General features: G+C 58.2%; 21 protein-coding genes. All 21 read right to left on the bottom strand.

Translation table 11 applies throughout. The features are described from left to right. Window positions 1–2: 2 nt before the first annotated feature. The 21 genes from ACSBLW_RS02050 to ACSBLW_RS01950 all read right to left on the bottom strand — a co-directional run bounded on the left by ACSBLW_RS02050 (window position 3) and on the right by ACSBLW_RS01950 (window position 23,285). Complete coding sequence (locus ACSBLW_RS02050) at window positions 3–854, bottom strand: hydroxymethylglutaryl-CoA lyase (protein WP_435258586.1); 852 nt, start codon at window positions 852–854, stop codon at window positions 3–5. Beyond that, the gene (locus ACSBLW_RS02045; RefSeq protein WP_435258585.1) at window positions 847–1,494 is read right to left on the bottom strand and encodes a glutathione S-transferase family protein; all 648 of its coding nucleotides are present in this window, start codon (window positions 1,492–1,494) and stop codon (window positions 847–849) included. Before ACSBLW_RS02045 ends, ACSBLW_RS02050 begins: the two co-directional genes overlap by 8 nt. Next, window positions 1,491–3,431, bottom strand: coding sequence for a biotin carboxylase N-terminal domain-containing protein (locus ACSBLW_RS02040; protein ID WP_435258584.1), 1,941 nt, complete (start codon window positions 3,429–3,431; stop codon window positions 1,491–1,493). Before ACSBLW_RS02040 ends, ACSBLW_RS02045 begins: the two co-directional genes overlap by 4 nt. After that, window positions 3,424–4,149: a CatB-related O-acetyltransferase gene (locus ACSBLW_RS02035; RefSeq protein WP_435258583.1), complete on the bottom strand. Its 726-nt coding sequence runs from the start codon at window positions 4,147–4,149 to the stop codon at window positions 3,424–3,426. Before ACSBLW_RS02035 ends, ACSBLW_RS02040 begins: the two co-directional genes overlap by 8 nt. A gap of 2 nt (window positions 4,150–4,151) precedes the next feature. Then, window positions 4,152–5,756 carry a carboxyl transferase domain-containing protein gene (locus ACSBLW_RS02030; RefSeq protein ID WP_435258582.1) on the bottom strand — a complete coding sequence of 535 codons (1,605 nt, stop codon included), beginning with the start codon at window positions 5,754–5,756 and terminating at the stop codon, window positions 4,152–4,154. Next, complete coding sequence (locus ACSBLW_RS02025; protein ID WP_435258581.1) at window positions 5,753–7,324, bottom strand: AMP-binding protein; 1,572 nt, start codon at window positions 7,322–7,324, stop codon at window positions 5,753–5,755. Before ACSBLW_RS02025 ends, ACSBLW_RS02030 begins: the two co-directional genes overlap by 4 nt. Next, window positions 7,324–7,803: a lysozyme inhibitor LprI family protein gene (locus tag ACSBLW_RS02020; protein WP_435258580.1), complete on the bottom strand. Its 480-nt coding sequence runs from the start codon at window positions 7,801–7,803 to the stop codon at window positions 7,324–7,326. Before ACSBLW_RS02020 ends, ACSBLW_RS02025 begins: the two co-directional genes overlap by 1 nt. Next, complete coding sequence (locus ACSBLW_RS02015) at window positions 7,803–8,963, bottom strand: acyl-CoA dehydrogenase family protein (RefSeq protein ID WP_435258579.1); 1,161 nt, start codon at window positions 8,961–8,963, stop codon at window positions 7,803–7,805. Before ACSBLW_RS02015 ends, ACSBLW_RS02020 begins: the two co-directional genes overlap by 1 nt. Window positions 8,964–8,978: 15 nt before the next feature. After that, window positions 8,979–9,746, bottom strand: a complete 768-nt coding sequence (locus ACSBLW_RS02010) for a 3-hydroxyacyl-CoA dehydrogenase (protein ID WP_435258578.1) — start codon at window positions 9,744–9,746, stop codon at window positions 8,979–8,981. 4 nt (window positions 9,747–9,750) lie between these two features. Further along, complete coding sequence (locus ACSBLW_RS02005) at window positions 9,751–10,524, bottom strand: enoyl-CoA hydratase (RefSeq protein ID WP_435258577.1); 774 nt, start codon at window positions 10,522–10,524, stop codon at window positions 9,751–9,753. Further along, window positions 10,521–11,402, bottom strand: coding sequence for a 3-hydroxyisobutyrate dehydrogenase (mmsB, locus tag ACSBLW_RS02000; RefSeq protein WP_435260014.1), 882 nt, complete (start codon window positions 11,400–11,402; stop codon window positions 10,521–10,523). Before mmsB ends, ACSBLW_RS02005 begins: the two co-directional genes overlap by 4 nt. Window positions 11,403–11,421: 19 nt before the next feature. Then, window positions 11,422–12,477: an enoyl-CoA hydratase/isomerase family protein gene (locus ACSBLW_RS01995; protein WP_435258576.1), complete on the bottom strand. Its 1,056-nt coding sequence runs from the start codon at window positions 12,475–12,477 to the stop codon at window positions 11,422–11,424. Between the two features lie 4 nt (window positions 12,478–12,481). Then, complete coding sequence (locus tag ACSBLW_RS01990) at window positions 12,482–13,624, bottom strand: acyl-CoA dehydrogenase family protein (protein ID WP_435258575.1); 1,143 nt, start codon at window positions 13,622–13,624, stop codon at window positions 12,482–12,484. Window positions 13,625–13,628: 4 nt separating this feature from the next. Then, window positions 13,629–14,813 (bottom strand): acetyl-CoA C-acyltransferase, encoded by a 1,185-nt coding sequence (locus ACSBLW_RS01985; RefSeq protein WP_435258574.1) that lies wholly within the window; start codon window positions 14,811–14,813, stop codon window positions 13,629–13,631. 128 nt (window positions 14,814–14,941) lie between these two features. Beyond that, complete coding sequence (locus ACSBLW_RS01980; protein WP_435258573.1) at window positions 14,942–16,111, bottom strand: phenylacetate--CoA ligase family protein; 1,170 nt, start codon at window positions 16,109–16,111, stop codon at window positions 14,942–14,944. Window positions 16,112–16,137: 26 nt separating this feature from the next. Then, window positions 16,138–16,962, bottom strand: coding sequence for an ABC transporter ATP-binding protein (locus ACSBLW_RS01975; protein ID WP_435258572.1), 825 nt, complete (start codon window positions 16,960–16,962; stop codon window positions 16,138–16,140). Between the two features lie 67 nt (window positions 16,963–17,029). Then, complete coding sequence (locus tag ACSBLW_RS01970) at window positions 17,030–18,316, bottom strand: ABC transporter substrate-binding protein (protein WP_435258571.1); 1,287 nt, start codon at window positions 18,314–18,316, stop codon at window positions 17,030–17,032. A 69-nt stretch (window positions 18,317–18,385) separates the two neighbouring features. Continuing rightward, window positions 18,386–19,462, bottom strand: a complete 1,077-nt coding sequence (locus tag ACSBLW_RS01965; protein ID WP_435258570.1) for a branched-chain amino acid ABC transporter permease — start codon at window positions 19,460–19,462, stop codon at window positions 18,386–18,388. Between the two features lie 3 nt (window positions 19,463–19,465). Continuing rightward, complete coding sequence (locus ACSBLW_RS01960) at window positions 19,466–20,452, bottom strand: branched-chain amino acid ABC transporter permease (RefSeq protein WP_435258569.1); 987 nt, start codon at window positions 20,450–20,452, stop codon at window positions 19,466–19,468. A gap of 44 nt (window positions 20,453–20,496) precedes the next feature. Continuing rightward, the gene (locus tag ACSBLW_RS01955; RefSeq protein WP_435258568.1) at window positions 20,497–21,321 is read right to left on the bottom strand and encodes an ABC transporter ATP-binding protein; all 825 of its coding nucleotides are present in this window, start codon (window positions 21,319–21,321) and stop codon (window positions 20,497–20,499) included. Next, on the bottom strand, window positions 21,318–23,285 hold the full coding sequence (locus tag ACSBLW_RS01950; RefSeq protein WP_435258567.1) for a long-chain fatty acid--CoA ligase: 1,968 nt from the start codon (window positions 23,283–23,285) through the stop codon (window positions 21,318–21,320). Before ACSBLW_RS01950 ends, ACSBLW_RS01955 begins: the two co-directional genes overlap by 4 nt. Window positions 23,286–23,342: the final 57 nt, after the last annotated feature.

The following is a 23,342-nucleotide window of genomic DNA, read 5'->3' as shown; positions in this document are numbered from 1 at the left end:
CGTCATTGCCGCAATCCCCGCGCAAATATCCCGGCCTTGGTCAGTTTCTCAGCATCAAGCCCTGTTTCAAACCCGCACTTCGCCAAATGCACGGCGACCGCTTCGGTCGCGACGTTGCCCGCAGCCCCAGGGGCATAAGGGCAGCCACCCAAGCCGCCAACAGCCGCATCAAAAACACGCAAACCCGCATCCAGCGCCACGTCAATATTCTGCAACGCCAAACCACCGGTATCATGGAAATGCCCTGCCAAACGTTCGGCCGGGACAACCTCCATCACTGCGCGCAGCATTGCAGCCACGCGGTCAGGGCACCCACGTCCCAAGGTTTCACCCAAGCTGATCTCGTGGCATCCCATAGCCAATAAATCCGACGCCACGCGCGCAACGGATTGTGGTTGAACTTCGCCGTCAAAAGGACAGTCGGTAACAACAGAAACGTAGCCCCGAAGAGGGATGCCATCGTATTTAGCCGCTTCGGCCACAGGACGAAACCTATCAAGGCTTTCAGAGATTGTCGCGTTCAGATTGGCTTTGGAAAACCCTTCGCTTGCGGCAGCGAAGATCGCTACTTCATCGGCTCCTGCGGCCTTGGCTGCCTCGTATCCGTTCAAGTTCGGCGTCAAGACCGCATAGCGTAATCCAGCCCGCCGTGGCACCCCCGCCATCACTTCGGCAGCATCCGCCATTTGCGGCACCCATTTCGGGCTGACAAAACTCGTCGCCTCAATCCTTTGAAATCCACAGTCAGCAAGCATCTTAATCAGACGCAGCTTGTCGTCGACCGAGATCAGTCGCTTTTCATTTTGAAGACCATCACGCGGTCCGACCTCGTAGATCTCAACGCGCTCAGACATTCGGTGCCTCGTAGAATTCCTCGGTATAGATCTGGACCTCTCCATCCTTGGCCAATGCTGCTCGATATGCTGGACGCGCTTCCATCGCGGCTACCCAGTCCAGCAGCGCCGGTTCTTCAAACCGCAAGAACTTTTTCCCGATTAAGGCACCATATCCCAATGCAACATCGGCTGCCGAAAACTGCCCACAGACGCCTTCCCCCTTGCGCGCCCGAGCCGCAGCGATCAGCGATTTCTCCAATCGCTTCGCCTCTAGCTTCATCACGGTTGGGCTACGCATATGAGCCTCGCGCAGCACAATGTGATGCTGGGTCAGGATGGCCAAAGAAACCGCGATGGTTTCAGCAAAATGCAACCATTCCAAATAGGTTATTCTGTCGGCCTGACCGGGCGCTCTCGCCAAGGCCGGTGCCCGGGTTTCGGCCAAGTATTCCAAGATTGCACCGCTTTCAAACATCACCTGCCCATCGATCTCGACCGCTGGAACGCGCCCAGCGGGCGACAAAGCCAAGAATTCTGGGCTGCGCAGAGATTTGTCGAAAAAGCTGTGCTGAACCACTTCATAAGGCAATCCAGCCTCTTCGCAAAACCAGATCACGCGAAAGCTGCGCGCTTGAGCCACATGGTGAATGCGGATCATTCCTTGGCCTCCAGCCGAACCAAAGCGGCACCCGCTTCAATCTGGCTTCCTTCGGAAACCAGCACTTCGGCCACCACCCCGTCTCGGGCGGCACGCAGCGTATGCTCCATCTTCATAGCTTCCAAAATGCACAGCGGATCACCGGCGCCAACAGATTGGCCGACATCGACCATGACTGCTTTGACCAGACCAGGCATTGGCGCCAGCGTCACGTCGCTTCCCGCGCCGCCCGAGTTGGACCGTGCGAGTTCGTCAACGACCTTCGCAGAAAGCGCACGCCCAGGACCAAAGACGTGGACCCCATCTGCATGAACCACTGGCAATGGCGCCCGTCCGTCGATGGACCATCCATTTGAAAGACGAGAGGCAGAAACCGACTGTCCGTCAAAACGGACCGCAACTTCAGCTGCTGACGAAAGCTCAATCAAAGTGTCAAAGCTGGTATCGCCACAGTCCATGGCCAGACGATGTGACAGTGGTTGCCATAGCGAGAACCCAGCCAAGGGACTTTCTGGCAAATTGGCCAAGGCCAAAGCTGCCGTCGCAACCATTGCCTTGTCCAAGTCTGACCGCTCTGGTGGTGTGGTCAAGGTGGCAAGATCGCGATCAATCAACCCGGTATCAACTTTCCCAGCGGCAAATCCGGGATGGCGCGCCAGAGCGCCGAGAAAAGCAAGATTGGTTACCGTCCCTGCCACCTGACAGTCATCCAAGGCACGCGCTAGCTTAGCCAAAGCAATGTCGCGGGTAGGACCATGCGTGATGACTTTGGCAATCATCGGATCATACCAGGGCGAAATCACATCTCCCGTTCGAACCCCGGTATCAGCTCGACAGCCAGCCGGAAAAGCCAGATGCGCCAATGTTCCGGTCGCGGGCAAGAATCCGGCGGGTACGTCTTCAGCATAAAGCCTTGCCTCAAAAGCGTGACCGTTGATTGCCAACTCTTCTTGCCGCTTCGGCAACGGTTCGCCACTGGCCACCCGCAATTGCCATTCCACAAGATCAAGTCCTGTAATCGCCTCGGTCACAGGGTGTTCGACTTGCAGGCGGGTGTTCATTTCCATGAACCAAAACCGATCCTCGCGCAGACCTTCAGAGCCGTCGACGATAAATTCGATCGTGCCTGCGCCAGAATAGCCAATGGCCTTTGCGGCTCGAACGGCTGCCCCCCCCATCGCGCGGCGCATCGGTTCCGTCATACCCGGCGCCGGGGCCTCTTCAATCACCTTCTGATGCCGCCGTTGCAGAGAACAATCGCGTTCAAAAAGATGGACTGCGTCAGACCCGTCGCCAAAGACCTGCACCTCGATATGGCGTGGCGACAGGACATATTTCTCGATCAGAACCGCGTCATTGCCAAATGCTGTGGCAGCCTCGCCCCGCGCCGATTTCAGTGCGGCGGCAAAGTCTGCCGGGCGGTCAACACGCCGCATCCCCTTTCCGCCTCCGCCAGCGACAGCCTTGATTAAGACGGGATAGCCAATCGCGTCGGCAGCACCCGCCAGATGCTCGGGGTCTTGGTTGTCACCATGATATCCCGGTACCACGGGGACGCCCGCCTTTTCCATCAAGGCCTTCGCCGCATCCTTCAGGCCCATAGCCCGAATGGCCTTGGCAGATGGCCCGATAAACACCAGACCTGTCGCCTCAACCGCATCGACAAATTCCGGGTTTTCAGAAAGGAAGCCATAACCCGGATGAATGGCCTTTGCCCCGGTTGCCTTTGCCGCCGCGATAATCGCATCGCAGCGCAAATAGCTGTCTTTGGGCGCAGGTCCGCCGATATGCACAGCCTCATCCGCAATGGCCACATGGCGCGCCCGAGCATCAGCGTCAGAGTAAACCGCCACAGTCGAAACACCCAACCGACGGGCTGTTTCGATGACACGGCAGGCAATTTCGCCCCGGTTGGCAATCAGGATCTTGTCAAACATCGCGGTCCATCGCTTCTTCAAGATAGAATGAAAACGGCTGCCGCGCCTCAGCCAATGGCTCAAGACTGTTTTGCCGCTTGGAGAAAGCCCTAAGAAAGGCCTCTGGGTCATTTACCTGCAGATCGGCCAGATCAGCCGCCGCATAGTTCCACCATTGAGAGGCGAGCAGAGCCTCACAAATCTCACTGTCAAATCGAGAACGGAGGGGGCGTGCAGGAACGCCACCAACGATCGAATAGGGTTCTACATCGGCCAAGACCAGCGCACCGGCACCGAGGATCGCGCCAGTCCCAATGGTGCAGCCACCCTTGATCGTGACGTCGTCGCCAATCCACACATCGTTTTCGATTGTAACGGGTGGGAATACTTCACGAAATCCCGGCGCTTCGGGCGGCAACTCCTGCTGCGTCCAATAGCGAAAGCGCTGACGGTTATAGAACACAGGGCTTGAACTGACCCAGTCGCTTGGATGAGAATGCGTGATCACTTTCAGATAGCGCCCGATGGAGCAATATCTGCCAATCCTCGCAATTCCCGTCACCGCACTTTGGCAATAGCTATAGGCCCCCAAAGGCATGATCCTCGTGGGCAAATGCTGCGTCTGCGCTTCGATCAAGCAAGCTGGCTCAGCAATCGTCACCGTCTCCCGGACCGGCGGAAAGAACCGAATTCCGAAGCGCTGCATCAGTCGGGTTGCCTGCTGCGGGGTGATCTGCATCATCACATCCGGAACAGGCCAAAGCGCGTTGGCTCAATCGGGGCGTTCAGGCTTGCCCGTAGCGACAGTGCCAGCACCTCACGGCTACGACGCGGATCTATGATGCCATCATCCCAAAGCCGCGCGCTCGCATAGAGAGGGTGGCTTTGTGTTTCGAACATCTCGATCGTCGGGCGCTTGAATTCGACCTCTTCTTCAGGCGTCCAAGTCCCACCTTTGCGTTCAATTCCTTCACGCCGAACGGTCGCTAGTACACCAGCAGCCTGTTCCCCGCCCATCACCGAAATCCGCGAGTTCGGCCAAGTCCATAGGAAGCGTGGAGAATAAGCGCGCCCCGCCATACCGTAGTTACCGGCTCCAAACGATCCGCCCACCAACATGGTGATTTTTGGCACGTTCGTTGTTGCAACAGCAGTCACCATCTTGGCACCGTGTCTGGCGATACCTTCGTTTTCGTATTTCCTTCCGACCATGAAGCCCGTGATGTTCTGTAAAAAGATCAGCGGAATTCCGCGCTGCGAGCATAGCTCGACGAAATGGGCGCCCTTCTGGGCACTTTCGCTGAACAACACGCCGTTGTTGGCGATGATCCCAACAGGACAGCCCATCACATGGGCAAAACCCGTGACCAGCGTTTCACCAAACCGGGCCTTAAACTCGTCGAAGCGCGAACCATCGACGACCCGAGCGATCACCTCGCGAATATCGTAAGGCGTGCGCAAATCGGCAGGCACAACGTCCAGCAATTCGTCCGGGTCATAGACCGGGGCCTCGGGACTTTGCCATTGCACCGTTGTCGGCTTGGTTCGGTTCAGGTTTGCAACCGCGCGCCGTGCAAGCGCAAGGGCATGTGCATCGTCTTCGGCCAAGTAATCGGCAACGCCCGACAGGCGCGTGTGAACATCGCCACCGCCCAAATCTTCAGCCGACACCACCTCCCCCGTTGCCGCGCGCACCAATGGCGGCCCGGCCAGGAAGATGGTGCCTTGATCCCGCACGATGATCGACACATCCGACATCGCAGGCACATAGGCCCCCCCTGCCGTGCAAGACCCCATCACCACAGCAATTTGGGGAATGCCCTTTGCGCTCATATTGGCCTGATTGAAGAAAATCCGACCAAAGTGATCTCGGTCGGGGAAGACCTCATCCTGATTGGGAAGGTTCGCTCCGCCACTGTCGACCAGATAGACGCAAGGCAATTGGCACTGCTCGGCAATTTCCTGTGCCCGCAAATGCTTTTTCACCGTCATCGGGTAGTAGGTGCCACCTTTGACTGTTGCATCATTGGCAACCACCATCACCTCTTGCCCATGAACGAGACCAATTCCCGCGATCACGCCGGCACAGGGGGCCGCGCCGTCATAAAGGCCGTGCGCGGCGGTCGCTCCTATTTCCAAGAACGGCGAACCGGGATCAAGAAGGTTCGACACGCGGTCTCGCGGCAACATTTTTCCCCGAGAAGCGTGGCGTTCCCGAGCGGACAAACCGCCGCCTGCCGCCGCTTCTTCCGCAGCGCGCCGCGCAACGGCCAACATCTCTAAATGGGCCGCACGATTGCGCTTCGACGCTTCGCTGCCAGCAAGGTGCTGAGATGTCAGTTTCATCTTTGCTCTCCGATTTCCGCTTGTGTCTCTGCACTTGCGATGGCCTTCAGGTCTTTGCGGATCACCTTACCGGTCACGGTCATCGGCAATGCCTCAAGAAACGATATTTCTCTCGGATAAGAGTAGCTTGAAAGACGACCCTTAACGTATTCCTTAAGGTCATCCGCACTTGCCTTGGCGCCAGTTTTTAGAACGACATATGCTTTGACAATCTCGGTCCGCAGCGGATCAGGCTTTCCGACCACGCCGACGGTCGCCACAGCGGGATGGGTCATCAAGCAGTCTTCGATTTCTCCGGGCCCGATACGATATCCCGCCGAGGTTATGACATCGTCTTCACGTCCGACGAACCGCAAATAGCCTTTGTCCCAGCGCCCCCGATCACCCGTCACCATCCAGTTGCCCCGAAATTTCTCGGCCGTAGCATCAGGGCGCTGCCAGTATTCCAGCATCATGGAGCCCGCTCCGCGGTGGATGGCAATATCGCCTTCGTCACCATCTGCGACCTCATTCCCGCTTTCATCAATAACGCCAATACGGAATCCCGGCGCGGCTTTCCCAATGCAGCCGGGGCGCGGCTGGAAGAGGGTAGATGCAGAGGAAGCAACCATGTTGCATTCGGTCTGACCATAGAATTCGTTGATTGTTGTACAAAAAGCCCGACGCCCCCAATCGAGCATCTCTGCCCCCAACGGCTCACCACCGGAAGCGACACTTCGCAGATTGGGTATCGCCGCATCAGATGCCTTCAGCATCCGCAGCGCGGTAGGCGGAAAAAAGACGTTGCGCACGCCCGCTTCTTTGCAAATCCGTTGTGCATCCTCGGCGGTGAACTTTGGGAAACGGGCAGCGACAACTGGTACACCAAGGGCAAGGCCCGGCATCAACACATCGAACAGGCCTCCGATCCAAGCCCAATCTGCCGGAGTCCAGATCACGTCCCCCGGCTGACCCAACAGGTCATGGCTTAGCTCGACACCGGGAAGATGGCCTGTCAGCATCCGGTGGCCGTGCAAGGCTCCTTTCGGTTTGCCAGTCGTGCCGCTGGTATAGATCAGGCAGGCTGGTGTTTCGGGGCCGGTCGCCACAGGCGGGACAGGCACCGGATGTTCTGGAAGATCGGCCTCAAGAATGCTGCGCACCGAAAGAGCGGCAAGCATGGCCGCGCCCTCCTCATCGCTCACCGCGACTGAAAGGCCAGCATCGCGCACGCGGCTTTCTAAGGCATCGTGCCGGAACAGTTTGAACAAAGGTACCGAGATCGCCCCTATCCGCCAGATCGCGGCATGGGCAGCGGCCGTCAGCGCGGACTGGCTAAGAAGCACGCCTACGCGGTCTCCGGCTGTCACGCCTGCGGCCGTCAGTGCGGCCCCAACTCTAAGCGACAGAAAGAAAAGAGCCCCATAGCTGATCTCTCGGCGCCCCGAGGTCATGTCGATGATCGCCAAACGATCAGGCTCACTCTCTGCCCAGTCATCCAAGACCTGCGCAGCCATGTTCAGTCGTTTTGGAAAAGCCCACGCAAAAGACCTGTACAGTTCATCGTAAGATGCGCCAGGAATTAACATCAGTACCCCAACACCATCGTCTGCCGCGCGGTTTCAATCATAAGGCAAGCGTATTGCGCAGCCCCTGCCCCAGTTCCACCTTGCCAAAGTACGGCCTCGAACCGGCAGCGTGCATCGCGAAACGGGATCCACGCACGTTGCATCTCCAACAAAGTCGCCCCTTGGACATTCAGCGGTGGCGACAGTGCTGCGTCGGACTCTGCCGCCATCTCTTTGCTTGCCTGATAGGCCACGTTCAGTTCGCGATCCCACCAGATGAATTCTTGCTCAAGACAATAGGTCATCCCCACGGTCGAACTGTCATCCGCCATGCACGCATCCGCCGCTGTTCCAACACAGGAGAGCCTCAAATTGTTGTCTTCTCCGGCCTCCCCGATGCAGTCCAATGTTGGTTGGATGTCAAAAGCGGGCTGCGCAAGTGCCGCCCCAGCAAAGCAGGTGCTGGCAATGATCACAGCACAACCCAAAGGCCGGACCATCACATCGCCCCCATCAATTCACGCCCGATCAACATACGCCGGATCTCGCTGGTCCCTGCGCCAATTTCCATCAGCTTGGCGTCACGGAACAAGCGGCTGACAACCGAGTCATTCAAGAAACCAGCACCGCCCAGAGCCTGCACAGCCTGATGTGCCTGAACCATCGCCTGCTCACTGGCATACAGCACAGCCCCCGCCGCATCCTGCCTCTTGACCCCGCCACGATCACAGGCTTTCGCGACCTCATAGACATAGGCCCGCGCCGTGTTCAGCGCGACATACATATCGGCAATTTTGCCCTGCATCAGTTGGAAGTTTCCAATCGGCTGGCCGAACTGCTCGCGGGTTGCGACATAAGGCATGACTTCATCCAGACAGGCGGCCATGATGCCCAGCCCGATGCCCGACAGAACCACGCGTTCGAAATCAAGCCCAGACATCAGCACGCGCACACCCTTGCCTTCAGTTCCCAAAACATTCTCAAAGGGCACTTCGACGTCGTCAAAGATCAGTTCTGCGGTGTTCGACCCGCGCATCCCCAGCTTGTCGAAATGCGGGCTGGTCGAGAAACCCTTCATCGTTTTTTCAACGATAAAGGCAGTGATACCTTTGCTGCCGGCCTCGGGATCTGTCTTGGCATAGACCACCAAGGTATCAGCGTCGGGGCCATTCGTGATCCAGTACTTGTTGCCCTTCAACACATAGTATCCGTTGCGCTTTTCGGCCCTAAGTTTCATCGAAACCACATCAGAACCGGCGCCCGGCTCGGACATCGCCAAGGCGCCCACATGTTTGCCCGAGATCAGGCCCGGCAGATACTTACGTTTCTGATCTTCGGTACCGTTGAGCTTGATCTGGTTGACGCAAAGGTTTGAATGCGCGCCGTAAGACAGCGAAATGCTGGCCGAAGCCCGTGCAAGTTCTTCGGTGGCAACGGTGTGGGCCAGATATCCCATTCCTGCCCCACCGTATTCTTCGGCAACCGTAATACCCAAAAGCCCAAGACTGCCCATTTCTTCCCAAAGTTCGGCAGGGAAGTCGTTCGACTGGTCAACCGCCGCCGCAATTGGCTTTACGCGCTCTTGCGCCCAGGCATGGACCATGTCGCGCAAGGCGCCAACATCTTCGCCCAGATCAAATTTCATCGTTGCGTGGAACATGGGAACCCTCCGGGCTTATTTCGGGGCCATGCGGAGTGCGCCATCCAAGCGGATGACCTCGCCGTTCAGCATGGCGTTTTCAATGATGTGACGGACCAGAGCCGCATATTCAGCGGGCTGACCAAGACGCGTAGGAAAGGGAACGGCCGCCCCAAGGCTGTCTTGCACTTCTTGCGGCAACCCCATCAACATCGGAGTCAGAAAGATACCGGGCGCAATGGTCATGACGCGAATGCCAAGCCTCGACAGATCACGCGCCATCGGAAGTGTCATACCAACAACACCGCCCTTGCTTGCAGCATATGCGACTTGACCGATTTGCCCATCATAGGCCGCGATCGAAGCGGTGTTGATGATCACCCCGCGTTCGCTCCCGGCATTAGGCGTATTCTTTGCCATCGCGTCAGCGGCAAGCCGGGCCATATTGAAGCTGCCCACCAAATTGACCGTCACTGCCTTGGAAAAGCTTTCCAGCCGATGTGGGCCATCTTTTCCAACAGTCTTCTCTCCTGGCGCGATGCCAGCGCAATTAACCAGACCGTTCAAACCGCCAAACGTTTCAAGCGCCGCTTCGACCGCTAATTGACCGTCGCCGGCACTGGCTACGTCCGTCCGGTGGAAGCGCGCATTTACCCCCAGCTTGTCCGCCATCGCCACGCCGGCATCAACATTCATATCGGCCAAGATCACCTTGGCACCCGCTGCGATCAGCCCTTCAGCAGTCGCTGCCCCCAGACCAGAAGCCCCGCCAGTGACGATAAAGACAGAGTCTTTGATCTGCATCGGATCACCTGTGCTTGAAGTTAGGTTTGCGCTTTTCTGCAAAAGCCGCCATGCCCTCGGCCCGGTCATCAAAGGCAAAGGTCGAATGGAAGACGCGGCGCTCGGTCAGCAGGCCCTCGGCCAAAGTCGTCTCGTAGGCCCGGTTCACGACTTCCTTTGCCATGGCCACCACGGGGTCTGACATGCTGGCAATCATGGCCCCGACCTTCAGCGCCTCATCCACCAGATCGGCGGCAGGCACCACACGACTGACCAGCCCGCTGCGTTCTGCCTCGGCCGCATCCATCATTCTTCCCGTCAGAACCATCTCCATCGCCTTTGATTTGCCAACAAATCGCGTCAGACGCTGAGAGCCTCCCATGCCGGGAATGGTGCCGAGCTTGATTTCTGGTTGGCCAAATTTGGCCGTATCGGCAGCGAGGATGAAATCGCACATCATCGCCAGTTCGCAGCCACCACCAAGAGCATACCCTGCAACGGCAGCGATAATCGGTTTGCGGTGGCCGGTCAGGCCGTTCCAATCGGCAAACATGTCGGCTGCAGCGACGTCCTGAAAACTCAGGTCTTTCATGGTCTTGATGTCGGCCCCGGCGGCAAAGGCCTTTTCCGATCCAGTAAGAACGATGCAACCGATCTCGGGGTCGGCCTCCGCTTCTGACGTTACCGCCAAAAGCTCGTCTTTTACGGTCGGATTCAGTGAATTCAACGCCTCTGGGCGATTGATACGGATCAGCAGAACGCGACCATGGCGTTCGGTCAGCAGGGTTTCAAAGCTCATGCCTGCCCCCCTGCCAACCGTTCGAAGATGGCCGAGAAATCGCGTCCACCTTCGCCAGCCTGATCCATCGCTTCATAAAGTGCCGTGGCTGCCGCCCCAAGTGGGGTCTGCGCCCCTGCCCCTTCTGAGGCAGCTTGGCTTAGCCGCAGATCCTTGAGCATCAAAGCTGCCGCAAAGCCGGGCTTGTAGCCGTTGTTCGCGGGCGAGGTTGGCACTGGCCCCGGCACCGGACAATAGGTAGTCAAAGACCAACACTGCCCCGATGACTTCGACGCCACATCAAACAAAGCCTGCCGCGACAGGCCCAACTTATCTGCAAGACCGAAAGCTTCGGAAACCGCTATCATCGAAATACCAAGGATCATGTTGTTGCAGATCTTGGCTGCTTGCCCCGCGCCCGCATCGCCACAATGCGTCAGGTTCTTGCCCATGGCGGAAAGCAGGGGTTTGGCGCGCTCGAAAGCCTCAGTCGAACCTCCAGCCATGAATGTCAGTGTTGCGGCAACTGCCCCGCCGACGCCACCTGAAACCGGCGCATCCAGTGACACAAGGCCAGCCGAGGCAGCAAGCTCATGCGCCTTACGGCAATTGTCGATATCGACGGTAGAACAATCAATGATCAGCGCCCCCTTGCCCACTGCCGGGACGATATCTTGCCAGACCGAAAGCATGATCGGCCCCGAAGGCAGCATCGTGATTACGACATCTGCCCCGGCAACGGCCTCACGTCCTGTCGCAGCAAGTGTCACGCCCCCGCCTTGAGCAGCCTCTTTCGCGGCAGGAACCATGTCAAAGCCCTGAACCCTGAACCCGGCCTTCACCAAATTCAGCGCCATCGGCCCACCCATATTGCCAAGTCCGATGAAACCAACTGTCATGCTCATCTCAGTCTCTCCTTCAGGCGGTCGCGGGGAATACCCGGTCCGACGTCACATTCAGTGCATTTTCAACCCAAACCTCTGACACATCGGCCAAAGTTGGCGGATTCCATTTGGGATTTCGGTCTTTGTCTATGATCGCGGCCCGAATGCCTTCGTAGAAATCAGGACCAACGACGAGAGTGCGGCACGCGGCGTATTCCAGATCAAGCGCCTCTTCCAAGGTGGCCACCTTGGCCCCAAGTCGGACAAGACGCAGCGCAAGCTTCAGCGAAGTCGGAGATTTGGCGCGAATATCGGCCACGGTCTTTATCGCAAAGTCGCTGGTTTCTTCCTCCAGCGCGGCCATGATAGCTTCCACACGATCTCCGGCAAAGGTGCGGTCAATCAGCCCCTTATGTTCCGTAAGGGAAGCAATGCCGGCGCCCTCGCAAAGACCATCAAGGCAAGCTGAAACGCCATCATGCCCCGCAGCCGCAGGCACAGCGGCCAGTGCCGCAACCAGTTCTTCGCGCTTGGCAGCTGGCATGTAACAGTCAGCAAAGCCTACAAGAATGGCATCTGCCGCCCCCAGAATCCGCCCTGTCAGGCCCATCCACGTTCCCAACTCTCCGGGCGCTCGTGGCAACAGCCACGTTGCCCCGACATCAGGGACAAAGCCGATCCCGCATTCGGGCATGGCAATCTTGGATCGCTCGGTCACGATCCGGAATGCCGCATGGGCCGATATTCCGATTCCACCGCCCATCACCAGACCGTCCATAAGCGAAACGAAGGGCTTTGCCAGCCGCGCGATACGGGCATCAAGCCGATATTCATCGCGCCAAAACGCCATCGACGCTCCGTTATCCTCTCGCGGGGCTTCATAAAGGCTGCGAATATCTCCGCCCGCGCAAAGCCCGCGCTCGCCTTCCCCGGTCAAAAGAAACGCCGCAACCTGAGGATCGTCCTGATATTGGTCCAAGGCTGCATTCAACTCATGAACCATGCCATGCGTCAGGGCATTGATTGCCTCGGGGCGGTTAAGGCGCAACCGCACCAACGACCCGATCCGCTCGACAAGCACATCCGACATCGGCCTATCCCTCTGCTATCACAGAACGAGCGATAATCAGACGCATGATTTCGTTCGTGCCTTCCAGGATTTGATGCACACGCAAATCGCGAACGATTTTTTCAACACCGTAATCTGCCAGATAGCCGTAGCCGCCATGCAACTGCAGCGCCCGATTTGCGACCTCAAAACCGGCATCCGTCACATGCTTTTTTGCCATTGCACAAAGCCGCGTGGACTCTGGCGATTTTGCGTCCAGTGCCGAAGCGGCGCGCCACAAGAAGGTCCGGCTGACCTCAATCTCCGTTGCCATTTCGGCCAAGGCGAATTGCAAAGCCTGGAATTCATTCAGCTTGTGACCAAACGCTTTACGCTCGTCCATATAGCTGCGCGCCTTGTCAAAAGCAGCCTGGGCGCCACCCAAGGAACATGCCGCGATTGACGTCCGACCGCCATCCAGAGCTTCCATTGCATAGCGAAAACCAGCGCCTTCCTCACCTAAAAGCGCCGAGGCGGGAACTTTCACATTGTCCATCGCCACCGTGCGCGTGGGTTGCGCGTTCCAACCCATCTTCTTTTCATTGGCACCAAAGCTAAGGCCCCCGGCGCCCTTTTCCAGAAGAAAGGCCGACACGCCCTTTGGCCCCGGCCCGCCGCTACGAGCCATCACAACGTAAAGGTCTGTTTCTCCGGCCCCCGAAATGAACATCTTCTGCCCCGTCAGCCGGAAGCCTTCATTGTCACGCTCAGCCCGCGTGGCCAAGGCTGCCGCATCAGAGCCTGATCCCGGTTCGGTCAGACAGTAGCTGGCCAGAATTTCTCCTCGGCAAAGACGCGGCAGGTATTGCGCCTTCATCTCTTCCGACCCGTGACGGTCGATCATCTGGGCGACCATATTGTGAATCGAAAGATAGGCCGAAATCGCCGGGCAACCGGTTGCCAACGCCTCGTAAACCAAGACTGCGTCCATCCGGCCAAGGCCGGAGCCGCCATGCGCCTCGGACACCATGATCCCGCCAAGGCCAAGTTCACAGGCCTGACGGATCACATCCACTGGGAAGTGGCGGTCGCGGTCCCAATCCAAGGCATTCGGAGCAATCGCATCGGCGGCAAAGCCTTGGGCCATTTCGCGGATGGCGCTACGTTCTTCGGACAGTTGGAAATCCATCGTGTTACCCCATCAATTCCACGGCGACAGCGGTGCCTTCACCGCCGCCGATGCACAGGCTTGCCACGCCGCGACGCGACCCTTGCGCCTTCAAGGCCGCAAGCAAGGTCACCAGAATACGCGCGCCCGATGCCCCGATCGGATGGCCAAGCGCACAGGCCCCACCATTGACGTTCACCCGGTCCGCAGACAGATCGAGATCTCGCATCGCCGCCATAGCGACTACGGCAAAGGCTTCATTGATTTCAAAGAGATCGACATCCTTGGCTGCCCATCCCGTCTTGTCGAAAAGGCGCTGCATTGCGCCAATCGGCGCTGTGGGGAAAAGACGCGGTTCATTGGCATAACCTGCATGGCCGACGATCTTGGCCATTGGGGTCAAACCCTGCACCTCGGCCTCTGACGCCGTCATAAGGACAAGTGCCGCAGCGCCATCGGAAATTGACGACGAATTGGCTGCCGTTACCGTGCCGCCCTCGCGGAAGGCGGGCTTCAGATGTGGGATCTTGTCAGGTCGGGCGTTGCCGGGTTGTTCATCCACGGCAAACGTCACCGCCCCGCCCTTGCCTTTTGTCATAACCGGCACGACTTCCCCAGTAAAGCGCCCCTGCTCAATGGCGGCTTGCGCGCGGGCCAGTGACCGCAAGGCATATTCATCCTGTGCATCCCGAGTCAACTGGTAGGCCTCGGCACAATCTTCGGCGAACGTCCCCATCAGTCGGCCGCGATCATACGCATCTTCCAGACCGTCAAGGAACATATGGTCGATGACCCGGCCATGCCCCATCCGATAGCCACCACGGGCGCGGTCCAACAGATAAGGCGCGTTCGACATGCTTTCCATGCCGCCCGCAACCATGACCCGAGCCTGCCCGGCCAATATAGCGTCATGCGCCATCATCACCGTTTTCATGCCCGAACCGCACATCTTGTTCACAGTCGAGGCAGGAACCGACACAGGCAAACCAGCCCCCAATGTTGCTTGCCGTGCCGGCGCCTGCCCCTGCCCGGCAGGCAGCACGCAGCCCATCAACACTTCATCGACATCTGCCCCGGGCACCCCGGCACGTTCCAAAGCAGCCCGAATAGCCACAGCGCCCAATTGGCCTGCAGTTTGGCCGGAAAGGCCACCCTGAAACCCACCCATTGGGGTACGCGCGGCCCCGACGATCACGATTGTCTCGGTCATCTGTTCCTCCGTCAGGGTCTCACGACCCTTACTCCTCCGAGGCGCATAATAGGTCAAAACTGCTGACCTACAAGCCCCTAATTCGCCGTCACCCGGAGACAAGGCCGGGGACGGCGGATTTCAACATTTCAGTCGTAGGTGCGGCGGTCCTCAATCACCTTGCCATCATTGGGCAAGGCGCCGGGAGGCATCAGTTCCACATGGCCGCGCATTTTCAGCGTGGCCACAATGCTTGCTTCGTAAAGCGCTGGATTGGTTGCGCGGGTCTCGATCTGGACAGTCATGACATCCATCTCGCCTTCGCGGCTGGCAACCACCCGCGCACGGGCAATTTCATCATGGCGCGCAACAAGTTGCTCGACTTGTTCAGGGCGCACGAACATGCCCTTGATCTTCGTCGTCTGATCGGCGCGGCCCATCCAGCCCTTGATCCGCCGGTTTGTCCTTCCACAGGGGCTGGCACCGGGCATGATTGCAGAAAGATCGCCCGTGGCAAAACGGATCAACGGGTAATCCGGGTTCAAGCTTGTCACAACGACTTCACCCACTTCACCATCCGGAACCGGGCGATCTGAACCGGGGCGAACGATTTCAACGATCACACCTTCATCAAGGATCATCCCTTCCATCGCGAGGGATTCGTAGGCAATATTGCCCAAGTCCGCAGTCGCATAGCATTGCAGGCACGCTATCCCACGGTCCGAATACCATTGACGCAAGCTTGGGAACAAAGCCCCGCCGGAAACAGCGGCACGGGTGATCTTCAATCGTTCTCCCATCTCATCCGCTTTTTCCAGGATTACCTTCAGATAGTCGGGTGTTCCGGCATAGGCGGTCGTGCCAATATCGGCCGCGGCCCGCACCTGCAACTCCGTCTGTCCCGTTCCGGCAGGCAAGATCGAAGCTCCGACCGCCCTTGCCCCGTTTTCAAAGATCATTCCCGCGGGCGTCAAATGGTAGCCAAAGCAGTTCTGGACGATATCGCCCTTGCCGACACCGAGTGCGTGCAAAAAGCGGCCCATTCGCCACCAATCATGCGATACGCCGCCCGGTTCATAGATTGGCCCCGGGGATTGAAAATAGTGAACGATCTGCCCCACTTTGAGATCGCCAAACGGCGGGTTCGCTTTCTGCCTCGCTGAAAGCTCGGCCTTTCGCAACACAGGCAGCGTGGCAAGTGCCGATAGATCGGACAGTTGCTCTGTTCCCTGCATCTTGCGGATCGCATTCAAAGCAGCCAATTGCGCCGCTTCGCGTGCATCAGAACTACGGGTTTCCAAATCATCGAAATGCGTCATGGCATTCACCTTTGCCCCATCTGCCATCACGACAACCAACGCTTGCGGCGGCGGTAGCTACGAACGTCCCGAAAGCTGTTACGGCCTTCGTCCGACATACCAAGGTAGAATTCCTTCACGTCTGGATTTTCCCGCAATTCATTGGCCGGTCCGTCCATCACGACGCGGCCGCCTTCCAGAATGTAGCCGTAATGGGCGTAGCGCAGAGCGACGTTGGTGTTTTGCTCGGCCAGCAAGAACGTCACGCCTTCGCCTTCGTTCACAGCCTTCACGATCTCAAAGATCTGCTCCACCAGCTGCGGGGCCAGACCCATGCTTGGTTCATCCAGCAAGATCGTTTCAGGCCGGCTCATCAGGGCGCGGCCGATGGCAACCATCTGCTGCTCGCCACCCGACGTATAGCCCGCCTGCGATTTGCGGCGCTCTTTCAGCCGCGGGAAGTAGTTATAGACCATCTCAAGGTCGCGCGCGATTTCAGCGCTGCTGCTCTTTCGGGTATAGGCCCCGGTCAAGAGGTTGTCCTCGACGGTCAGGTGTTCAAAACAATGCCGCCCTTCCATGACCTGAATCACGCCCTTGCGGACCAGATCGGCAGGCGACAAATCCTGCACGCGCTCGCTGCGGTACTGGATGGATCCCTTGGTAACTTCCCCCCGTTCAGATTTCAGCAGGTTGGAAATCGCCTTCAGGGTGGTGGTCTTTCCGGCCCCGTTGCCGCCCAAGAGCGCGGTGATGCCGCCCTTTGGTACCGACAGGCTGACACCTTTCAGCACGAGGATCACGTGGTTGTAGATCACCTCGATATTGTTGACCTCAAGCAGAGCCTGTTCCGTTTTGGTCGCGTCCAGCATGATCTTCGTCCCGGAATGAATTTGAAGGGGTGGGTGCCCCGGCACAGCCGGAGCACCCGTTCAGGTCTTAGTTGCAGCGCTCGGTGATCTTGTTCTCAGCTGCGAAGGCAGCCGAGTCTTCCATCACCAGTGGTGTCAGGACCTCGTCGTCAGGCGCGATGAAGCCGGTTACGAGGCTCCACTTCTTGGCAGCGGCATCCCACTGTTGGATCATCGCGGCACCGGGGCCACCGTGATCTTGACAGCTGGCTGCAAAGGGCTGGCCAAAGTTTGGCAGGCCAAGTTCGACCATGCGCGCTTCGGTCACTTCAAGCTGCTCGAACCCGTCGCGCACCTGGCCCGCATTGACCGCCGCCGTGCCGTGGATTTCCTGCGCCTTGCGGATCGCTTCGGAAATCACCATGGCCGCATACATTCCGCGAGAGTAAAGCACGCTGCCCACCTGATCGCCCGCGCCCGCAGCCTTGCCTGCGTCATGCACATATTGCTTCAGTTCGGCATAGACAGGGTATTCGCTGCCCGTGCCGTGCATGGCAAGGCTCTTGTAGCCATTGGCGCCATCGCCCGCCGGAAGCACATCGTTTTCCGAGCCGGACCACCAGACACCGATGAAGTTTTCCATCGGATAGTTGATGTTGACAGCCTCCTGAATCGCCACGGCATTCATCACGCCCCAGCCCCACATCAGCACATAGTCCGGCTTGTCACGGCGGATTTGCAGCCACTGCGACTTCTGCTCCTGGCCGGGATGGTCAACCGGCACTTCAACCAGCGTATAGCCGTGCTTCTTCGACAGTTCGGTCAGAGTCCGGATCGGTTCCTTGCCATAGGCAGAGTTGTGATAGACCAGCGCGATCTTCTTGCCCTCAAGGCTGCCGCCATTCTGATCCAACAGGTACTTCACCGCCACGCTGGCTGCGTCCCAATAGTTGGCCGGGTAGTTGAACACCCATTCAAAGACCTTGCCATTGGCTGCCGAAGTCCGGCCATAGCCGGGCGTGTAAAGCGGGATGCCGTCGGCTGAAACCTTTGGGATCAGCTGATAGGTGATCCCGGTCGACAGCGGGTTATACACCAAGGCACCTGCGCCTTTGGTGGCCTCATAGCATTCCACGCCCTTTTCGGTGTTATAGGCGGTTTCGCATTCGGTCACGACGACCTTTTCGCCACCGATCCCGCCGTCGCGCTCATTCAGAAGCGTAAAGTAGTCGGCGAACCCGTCAGCATAGGGAATGCCGCCCGGAGCATAGGGGCCAGTGCGATAGGAAAGGCTTGGGATCATCAGATCTGCCATTGCCGGTGCGGCGGTCGCGGCGATCGCGGCTGCAACAAGGGCGGTCAGGGTCTTTTTCATCAGGGTTCCTCCCATAGGTTTTGATGAAATGCCGGTTTCAGTCGTTCTTCTTGGTCCAGCCCGCCCGCATCAGTGCGGGAAAGGCCAAAGTCTCAGCTTCTCTTTCGCCACCCGCCACAGCTGGTTCAAACCGTGCGGTTCAGCGATCAGGAAGATGATGATCAAGCCACCCACGATCATCAGTTCGATATGGGCAGCAAGGTCGGTCGGCCAGCCAAGGCTGCCAACGAGGATGTTCTTCAAAAGCACCGGCAGCAGCACAAGGAATGCGGCCCCGGCAAAGCTGCCGAAGATCGATCCCAGACCACCGATGATGATCATGAAGAGGACAAGGAATGACTTCTGGATGCCGAAGGCTTCGCCAACTTCCACCGCGCCTAGGTAAACGCTGAAGAACAAGGCACCAGCGACGCCGACAAAGAACGACGACACCGCAAAGGCGCTAAGTTTTGTCGTCAGCGGATTCACCCCGATGATCTCGGCGGCGATGTCCATGTCCCGAATGGCCATCCACTGGCGACCAATGGAGCCACGCGTCAGGTTGCGCGCCATCCAGGCCAGCCCCGTCAGGATCACCAGACAGAACAAATACTTGGCCCAGGCAGGTGTTGAGGCACCGGTCACGGCAATCCCGAAAATGGTACGTTCCGGTGCGGTGATCTGACCAGAGGCCGAATAGTTATAGAACCACGGCACCTTGTTGAAGAGCCAGACAAGGAAGAACTGCGCGGCAAGAGTCGCCACAGCAAGGTAGAAGCCCTTGATCCGCAGCGACGGCAGCCCGAACAGCACACCGACGATCGCCGTCACCCCCCCCGCCAGAAGCACATGGAAGAAGATCGACACCTCGGGAAAAGCGGTCATCAGCTTGTAGCAGGCATAGGCCCCCACTGCCATGAACCCACCCGTCCCAAGGCTGACCTGCCCGCAATATCCTGTCAGGATGTTCAGTCCGATGGCCGCGATTGCGTAGATCAGGAAGGGCACAAAGACGGCGTTTGCCCAGTAATCGTTGATGAAAAACGGCACCACGCCAAAGGCAATCGCCATGACGGCCCAGTAACGGATGCGGTCGAATTTGATCGGAAAGGTCTGGCTGTCCGACGCGTAACTTGTCTTGAAATCACCGGCTTCACGGTAAAGCATGGATCAGACCCTTTCGATGATTTTTTCGCCAAACAGGCCTTGTGGCCGGAAGACGAGGAAAACGAGTGCAAGCACATAGGCAAACCAGTTCTCGGTCGCGCCGCCGACCATCGGGCCGATGAAGAACTCGAACAGCTTTTCGCCCATGCCGATGATCAACCCACCCACGATGGCGCCGGGAATTGAAGTGAACCCGCCCAACATAAGCACCGGCAGCGCCTTCAGCGCGATCAGCGACAGCGAGAACTGCACGCCCGATTTCGAGCCCCACATGATCCCTGCTACTAGGGCCACGATTCCGGCAATCGACCAGACCAAAATCCAGATAAACCGCAGCGAAATACCCACCGACAAGGCGGCCTGGTGATCGTCTGCCACAGCGCGCAGCGCCCGACCCTGTTTGGAATATTGGCTGAACAGCGTCAACGAGATGACCAGTGCCGCAGCAACGAAGGCCGCGACAATATCTAGCGTGTCGATAAACAGGCCATAACCGAATAGGTTGTAGGTTGTGCTTTCGATGGTTTCGTTAATGCCCTGTGGCAACCCGACATCCAGTTTCTTGATGTCAGCGCCCCACATCACATCGCCAAAGCCTTCCAGGAAATAGGCAAGGCCGATGGTCGCCATGAACAGGATGATCGGTTCTTGGTTGACCAGATGCTTCAGGATCAGCCGCTCAACGATGATTGCAAGCAGCGTCATCACCCCTGCGGTCAGGATGATGGCGATCAAGCCGGGAACCTGGAACCCGAAGTGATGGACCGACGTGCCGAAAACCGCATTGATCAGGTGCGCGAAGGGCACCTGCCCGTCCATGATCCCGACCAATGTCAGGGCCGCGAACAAGGCCAGCACGCCTTGGGCATAGTTGAAGATGCCCGAGGCTTTGAAGATCAACACAAAGCCCAGCGCCACCAGCGAATACATGACCCCGGCCATCAGGCCATTCAGCGTCACTTCAAGCGCGAACCACAATGTATCAGGCATGATTGGCGCCCCCCTTGGTCAATGCCACGTCAGTCAAGTTCAACTCAGTCATGGCTGACCCCCAGATAGGCGTCGATGACGTCTTGATTGTTGCGAACTTCATCCGGCGTGCCGTCGCCGATCTTCTTGCCGTAATCCATCACGACCACGCGGTCGGACAGATCCATGACCACGCCCATATCGTGTTCGATCAGCACCGTTGTCGTCCCGAATTCATCATTCACATCAAGGACAAAGCGGCACATGTCCTCTTTTTCCTCGACGTTCATGCCCGCCATGGGTTCGTCCAGCAGCAGGATCTTCGGTTCAGCCGCCAAAGCCCGCGCCAGTTCCACCCGCTTTTTCAGACCATAGGGAAGACGCCCTACTGGGGTTTTGCGGATGGCCTGAATTTCCAGAAAGTCGATGATCTTTTCGACCTTCTCGCGGTGCTCGGTTTCCTCGCGTTGCGCCCGGCCCCACCACAGTGCCTGGCTGAACAGGCCGGTTTCCATCTTGGTCAAACGGCCCGTCATGATGTTGTCCAGAACGCTCATCCCATCAAACAGCGCGATGTTCTGGAACGTCCGGGCAATTCCCATGCGGGCGACCTGATAGGGCTTCATCTGCGGGCGCGGTGCACCGCGATACCAGACTTCCCCCTCTTGCGGGATGTAAAAGCCAGAAATCACGTTCAGCATCGACGATTTGCCAGCCCCGTTCGGGCCGATGATGGACCGGATCTCGCCTTCGCGAATGTCAAAGCTGATGTCCGTGATCGCCTTCACCCCGCCAAAGCGCAGCGTGATATTCTTCATCTCCATCAACACGCCGCCGATCTGGCGACCATCTGCTGTCATATAGCCCGTCTCTGGCGCTTGCGCGTTCATGCGGCGGCCCTCCCGGCCTCAGCCTTCGCCACAGCCGCATCCGCCAAAGTCAGCGTCGCGCGAATATGGCCCTTGCGGCCGTCCTCATAAGTCACTTCGGTTTCGGTCGAGATCGTCTTCGACCCGTCGTACAGCGCCCCGATGAGATCGGCGTATTTCTCTGAAATGATGTTGCGGCGCACCTTGCGGGTCCGCGTCAGTTCGCCGTCATCGGCATCCAGTTCTTTGTGCAGGACAAGGAAGCGATGCACCTGACACCCGGCCAGCATCGGGTCTGCGGCAACCGATCGGTTCACCTCTTCGACATGGCCCTTGATCATGTCCAGAACCTTGGGGTGCCCTGCCAGTTCCTGATAGCTGGAATAGGCAATGTTGTTGCGCTCTGCCCAGTTCCCCACCGCCGTCAGGTCGATGTTGATAAAGGCCGTGCATTTGTCGCGCCCCGCCCCAAAGACCACGGCTTCAAGGATGTTCGGATAGAACTTCAGCTTGTTTTCCACATATTTCGGCGCGAACAGGCTGCCATCAGCCATCTTGCCCACGTCCTTCGCCCGGTCGATGATCCGCAGATGGCCCGTTGCCTCTTCGAAAAAGCCCGCATCTCCAGTGGCAACCCAGCCCTCGGCATCCTTGGTCGATGCCGTGCTTTCGGGGTTCTTGTAATATTCCACAAAGGTCCCGGGGCTGCGATAGAACACCTCGCCATTATCGGCGATCCGCACTTCAACCCCCGGTGACGGAACACCGACAGTGTCCGACCGCACCTCGCCATCCGGTTGCTGGGTGATAAAAACCGAAGCCTCGGTCTGGCCGTAAAGTTGCTTCAGGTTGATCCCCAAAGAGCGATAGAAATCAAAGATTTCCGGCCCGATGGCCTCCCCCGCCGTGTAACCCACACGAATACGGCTGAAGCCCAAGGTGTTTTTCAGAGGCCCATAGATGAACAGATCACCAAGGAAATACTTGAACCGGTCCATACCAGATACGGGCTTTCCATCCAGAATGGCGGGGCCAACCTTGCGGGCATGGGCCATGAAGCTGTCGAACAGCTTCTTCTTGAAGGCCCCCGCATCTTCCATGCGGATCATGACGCTGGTCAATTGGCCTTCGAACACCCGCGGCGGCGCAAAGAAATAGGTGGGTCCAATTTCGCGCAGGTCGGTCATCATTGTGGCCGCGTTTTCCGGGCAGTTCACACAGAACCCGGCCCACATCGCCTGACCCACCGAAAAGATGAAGTCTCCCACCCAAGCCATTGGCAAATAGGCAAGAATCTCCTCATTCGGACCAAGCTTATCGAATTCACAAGAATTCCGGCTGGTCTCAATGATGTTGCGGTTCGACAGAACCACGCCCTTGGGCTTTCCGGTGGTGCCCGAAGTGTAGAGCATCACGCAGGGATCGTCATAACCCAGCGCATCAATGCGCACCTGCAACTCGGCCTCAAAGCGGTGATGCGCGGCGCGTCCCTCGGCCTCGACATCTGACAAGGCATTCATGCGGCTGTGGTCATATTTCCGCAGGCCACGTTTGTCGACATAGACCACTTGATCGATGTGGTGGACTTTCTCTTGAACGTCGATGACCTTATCGACCTGCTCTTGGTCGTCACAGATGACAAATCGGGCACCGCAATGGTCCAGCACATAAGCCATCTCTTCGGCCACCGCATCCTGATACAACGGCACAGGAATCGCACCACACATCTGCGCGGCCACCATCGACCAGTAAAGCGACGGGCGGTTCCGACCGACGATAGCGACGAAATCCCCTTTGTTCAGCCCCAAAGCCAGAAAACCCATAGCCAAAGCCCGGGTTTCCGCATGGGCTTCGGCCCATGTCCAGCTTTGCCAGATGCCGAATTCCTTCTCACGGAATGCCGCGCGTGACGCGAATTTTTGCGCATTCCGCGCCATCAGCGCCGGAATAGACGTCAGGCCCTCCACTGGCTGGCGATCTGTCATGCATTTCCTCCCTAACCGCATCTGCGGAGCCCGGCAGCCGGGCGACGTTGCCCGGTC

This window comes from Thioclava sp. FR2, assembly GCF_051200875.1.
Classification (GTDB): Bacteria; Pseudomonadota; Alphaproteobacteria; order Rhodobacterales; family Rhodobacteraceae; genus Pseudotabrizicola.
The sequence above is the reverse complement of the archived record's forward strand: the minus strand, read 5'-3'. Positions and strand labels throughout refer to the sequence as shown.

Coding starts and splice junctions, on each gene's coding strand:
- ACSBLW_RS01960 (WP_435258569.1), bottom strand. CDS start 20,452: ATGCCTGATACATTGTGGTTCGCGCTTGAAGTGACGCTGAATGGCCTG.
- ACSBLW_RS01980 (WP_435258573.1), bottom strand. CDS start 16,111: ATGACGCATTTCGATGATTTGGAAACCCGTAGTTCTGATGCACGCGAA.
- ACSBLW_RS01975 (WP_435258572.1), bottom strand. CDS start 16,962: ATGCTGGACGCGACCAAAACGGAACAGGCTCTGCTTGAGGTCAACAAT.
- ACSBLW_RS01950 (WP_435258567.1), bottom strand. CDS start 23,285: ATGACAGATCGCCAGCCAGTGGAGGGCCTGACGTCTATTCCGGCGCTG.
- ACSBLW_RS02035 (WP_435258583.1), bottom strand. CDS start 4,149: ATGCAGATCACCCCGCAGCAGGCAACCCGACTGATGCAGCGCTTCGGA.
- ACSBLW_RS02025 (WP_435258581.1), bottom strand. CDS start 7,324: ATGTTAATTCCTGGCGCATCTTACGATGAACTGTACAGGTCTTTTGCG.
- ACSBLW_RS02015 (WP_435258579.1), bottom strand. CDS start 8,963: ATGTTCCACGCAACGATGAAATTTGATCTGGGCGAAGATGTTGGCGCC.
- ACSBLW_RS01970 (WP_435258571.1), bottom strand. CDS start 18,316: ATGAAAAAGACCCTGACCGCCCTTGTTGCAGCCGCGATCGCCGCGACC.
- ACSBLW_RS01965 (WP_435258570.1), bottom strand. CDS start 19,462: ATGCTTTACCGTGAAGCCGGTGATTTCAAGACAAGTTACGCGTCGGAC.
- ACSBLW_RS02010 (WP_435258578.1), bottom strand. CDS start 9,746: ATGCAGATCAAAGACTCTGTCTTTATCGTCACTGGCGGGGCTTCTGGT.
- ACSBLW_RS02045 (WP_435258585.1), bottom strand. CDS start 1,494: ATGATCCGCATTCACCATGTGGCTCAAGCGCGCAGCTTTCGCGTGATC.
- ACSBLW_RS02040 (WP_435258584.1), bottom strand. CDS start 3,431: ATGTTTGACAAGATCCTGATTGCCAACCGGGGCGAAATTGCCTGCCGT.
- ACSBLW_RS02020 (WP_435258580.1), bottom strand. CDS start 7,803: ATGGTCCGGCCTTTGGGTTGTGCTGTGATCATTGCCAGCACCTGCTTT.
- ACSBLW_RS01955 (WP_435258568.1), bottom strand. CDS start 21,321: ATGAACGCGCAAGCGCCAGAGACGGGCTATATGACAGCAGATGGTCGC.
- ACSBLW_RS01985 (WP_435258574.1), bottom strand. CDS start 14,813: ATGACCGAGACAATCGTGATCGTCGGGGCCGCGCGTACCCCAATGGGT.
- ACSBLW_RS01990 (WP_435258575.1), bottom strand. CDS start 13,624: ATGGATTTCCAACTGTCCGAAGAACGTAGCGCCATCCGCGAAATGGCC.
- ACSBLW_RS02005 (WP_435258577.1), bottom strand. CDS start 10,524: ATGAGCTTTGAAACCCTGCTGACCGAACGCCATGGTCGCGTTCTGCTG.
- ACSBLW_RS02050 (WP_435258586.1), bottom strand. CDS start 854: ATGTCTGAGCGCGTTGAGATCTACGAGGTCGGACCGCGTGATGGTCTT.
- ACSBLW_RS01995 (WP_435258576.1), bottom strand. CDS start 12,477: ATGTCGGATGTGCTTGTCGAGCGGATCGGGTCGTTGGTGCGGTTGCGC.
- ACSBLW_RS02030 (WP_435258582.1), bottom strand. CDS start 5,756: ATGAAACTGACATCTCAGCACCTTGCTGGCAGCGAAGCGTCGAAGCGC.
- mmsB (WP_435260014.1), bottom strand. CDS start 11,402: ATGACAGTTGGTTTCATCGGACTTGGCAATATGGGTGGGCCGATGGCG.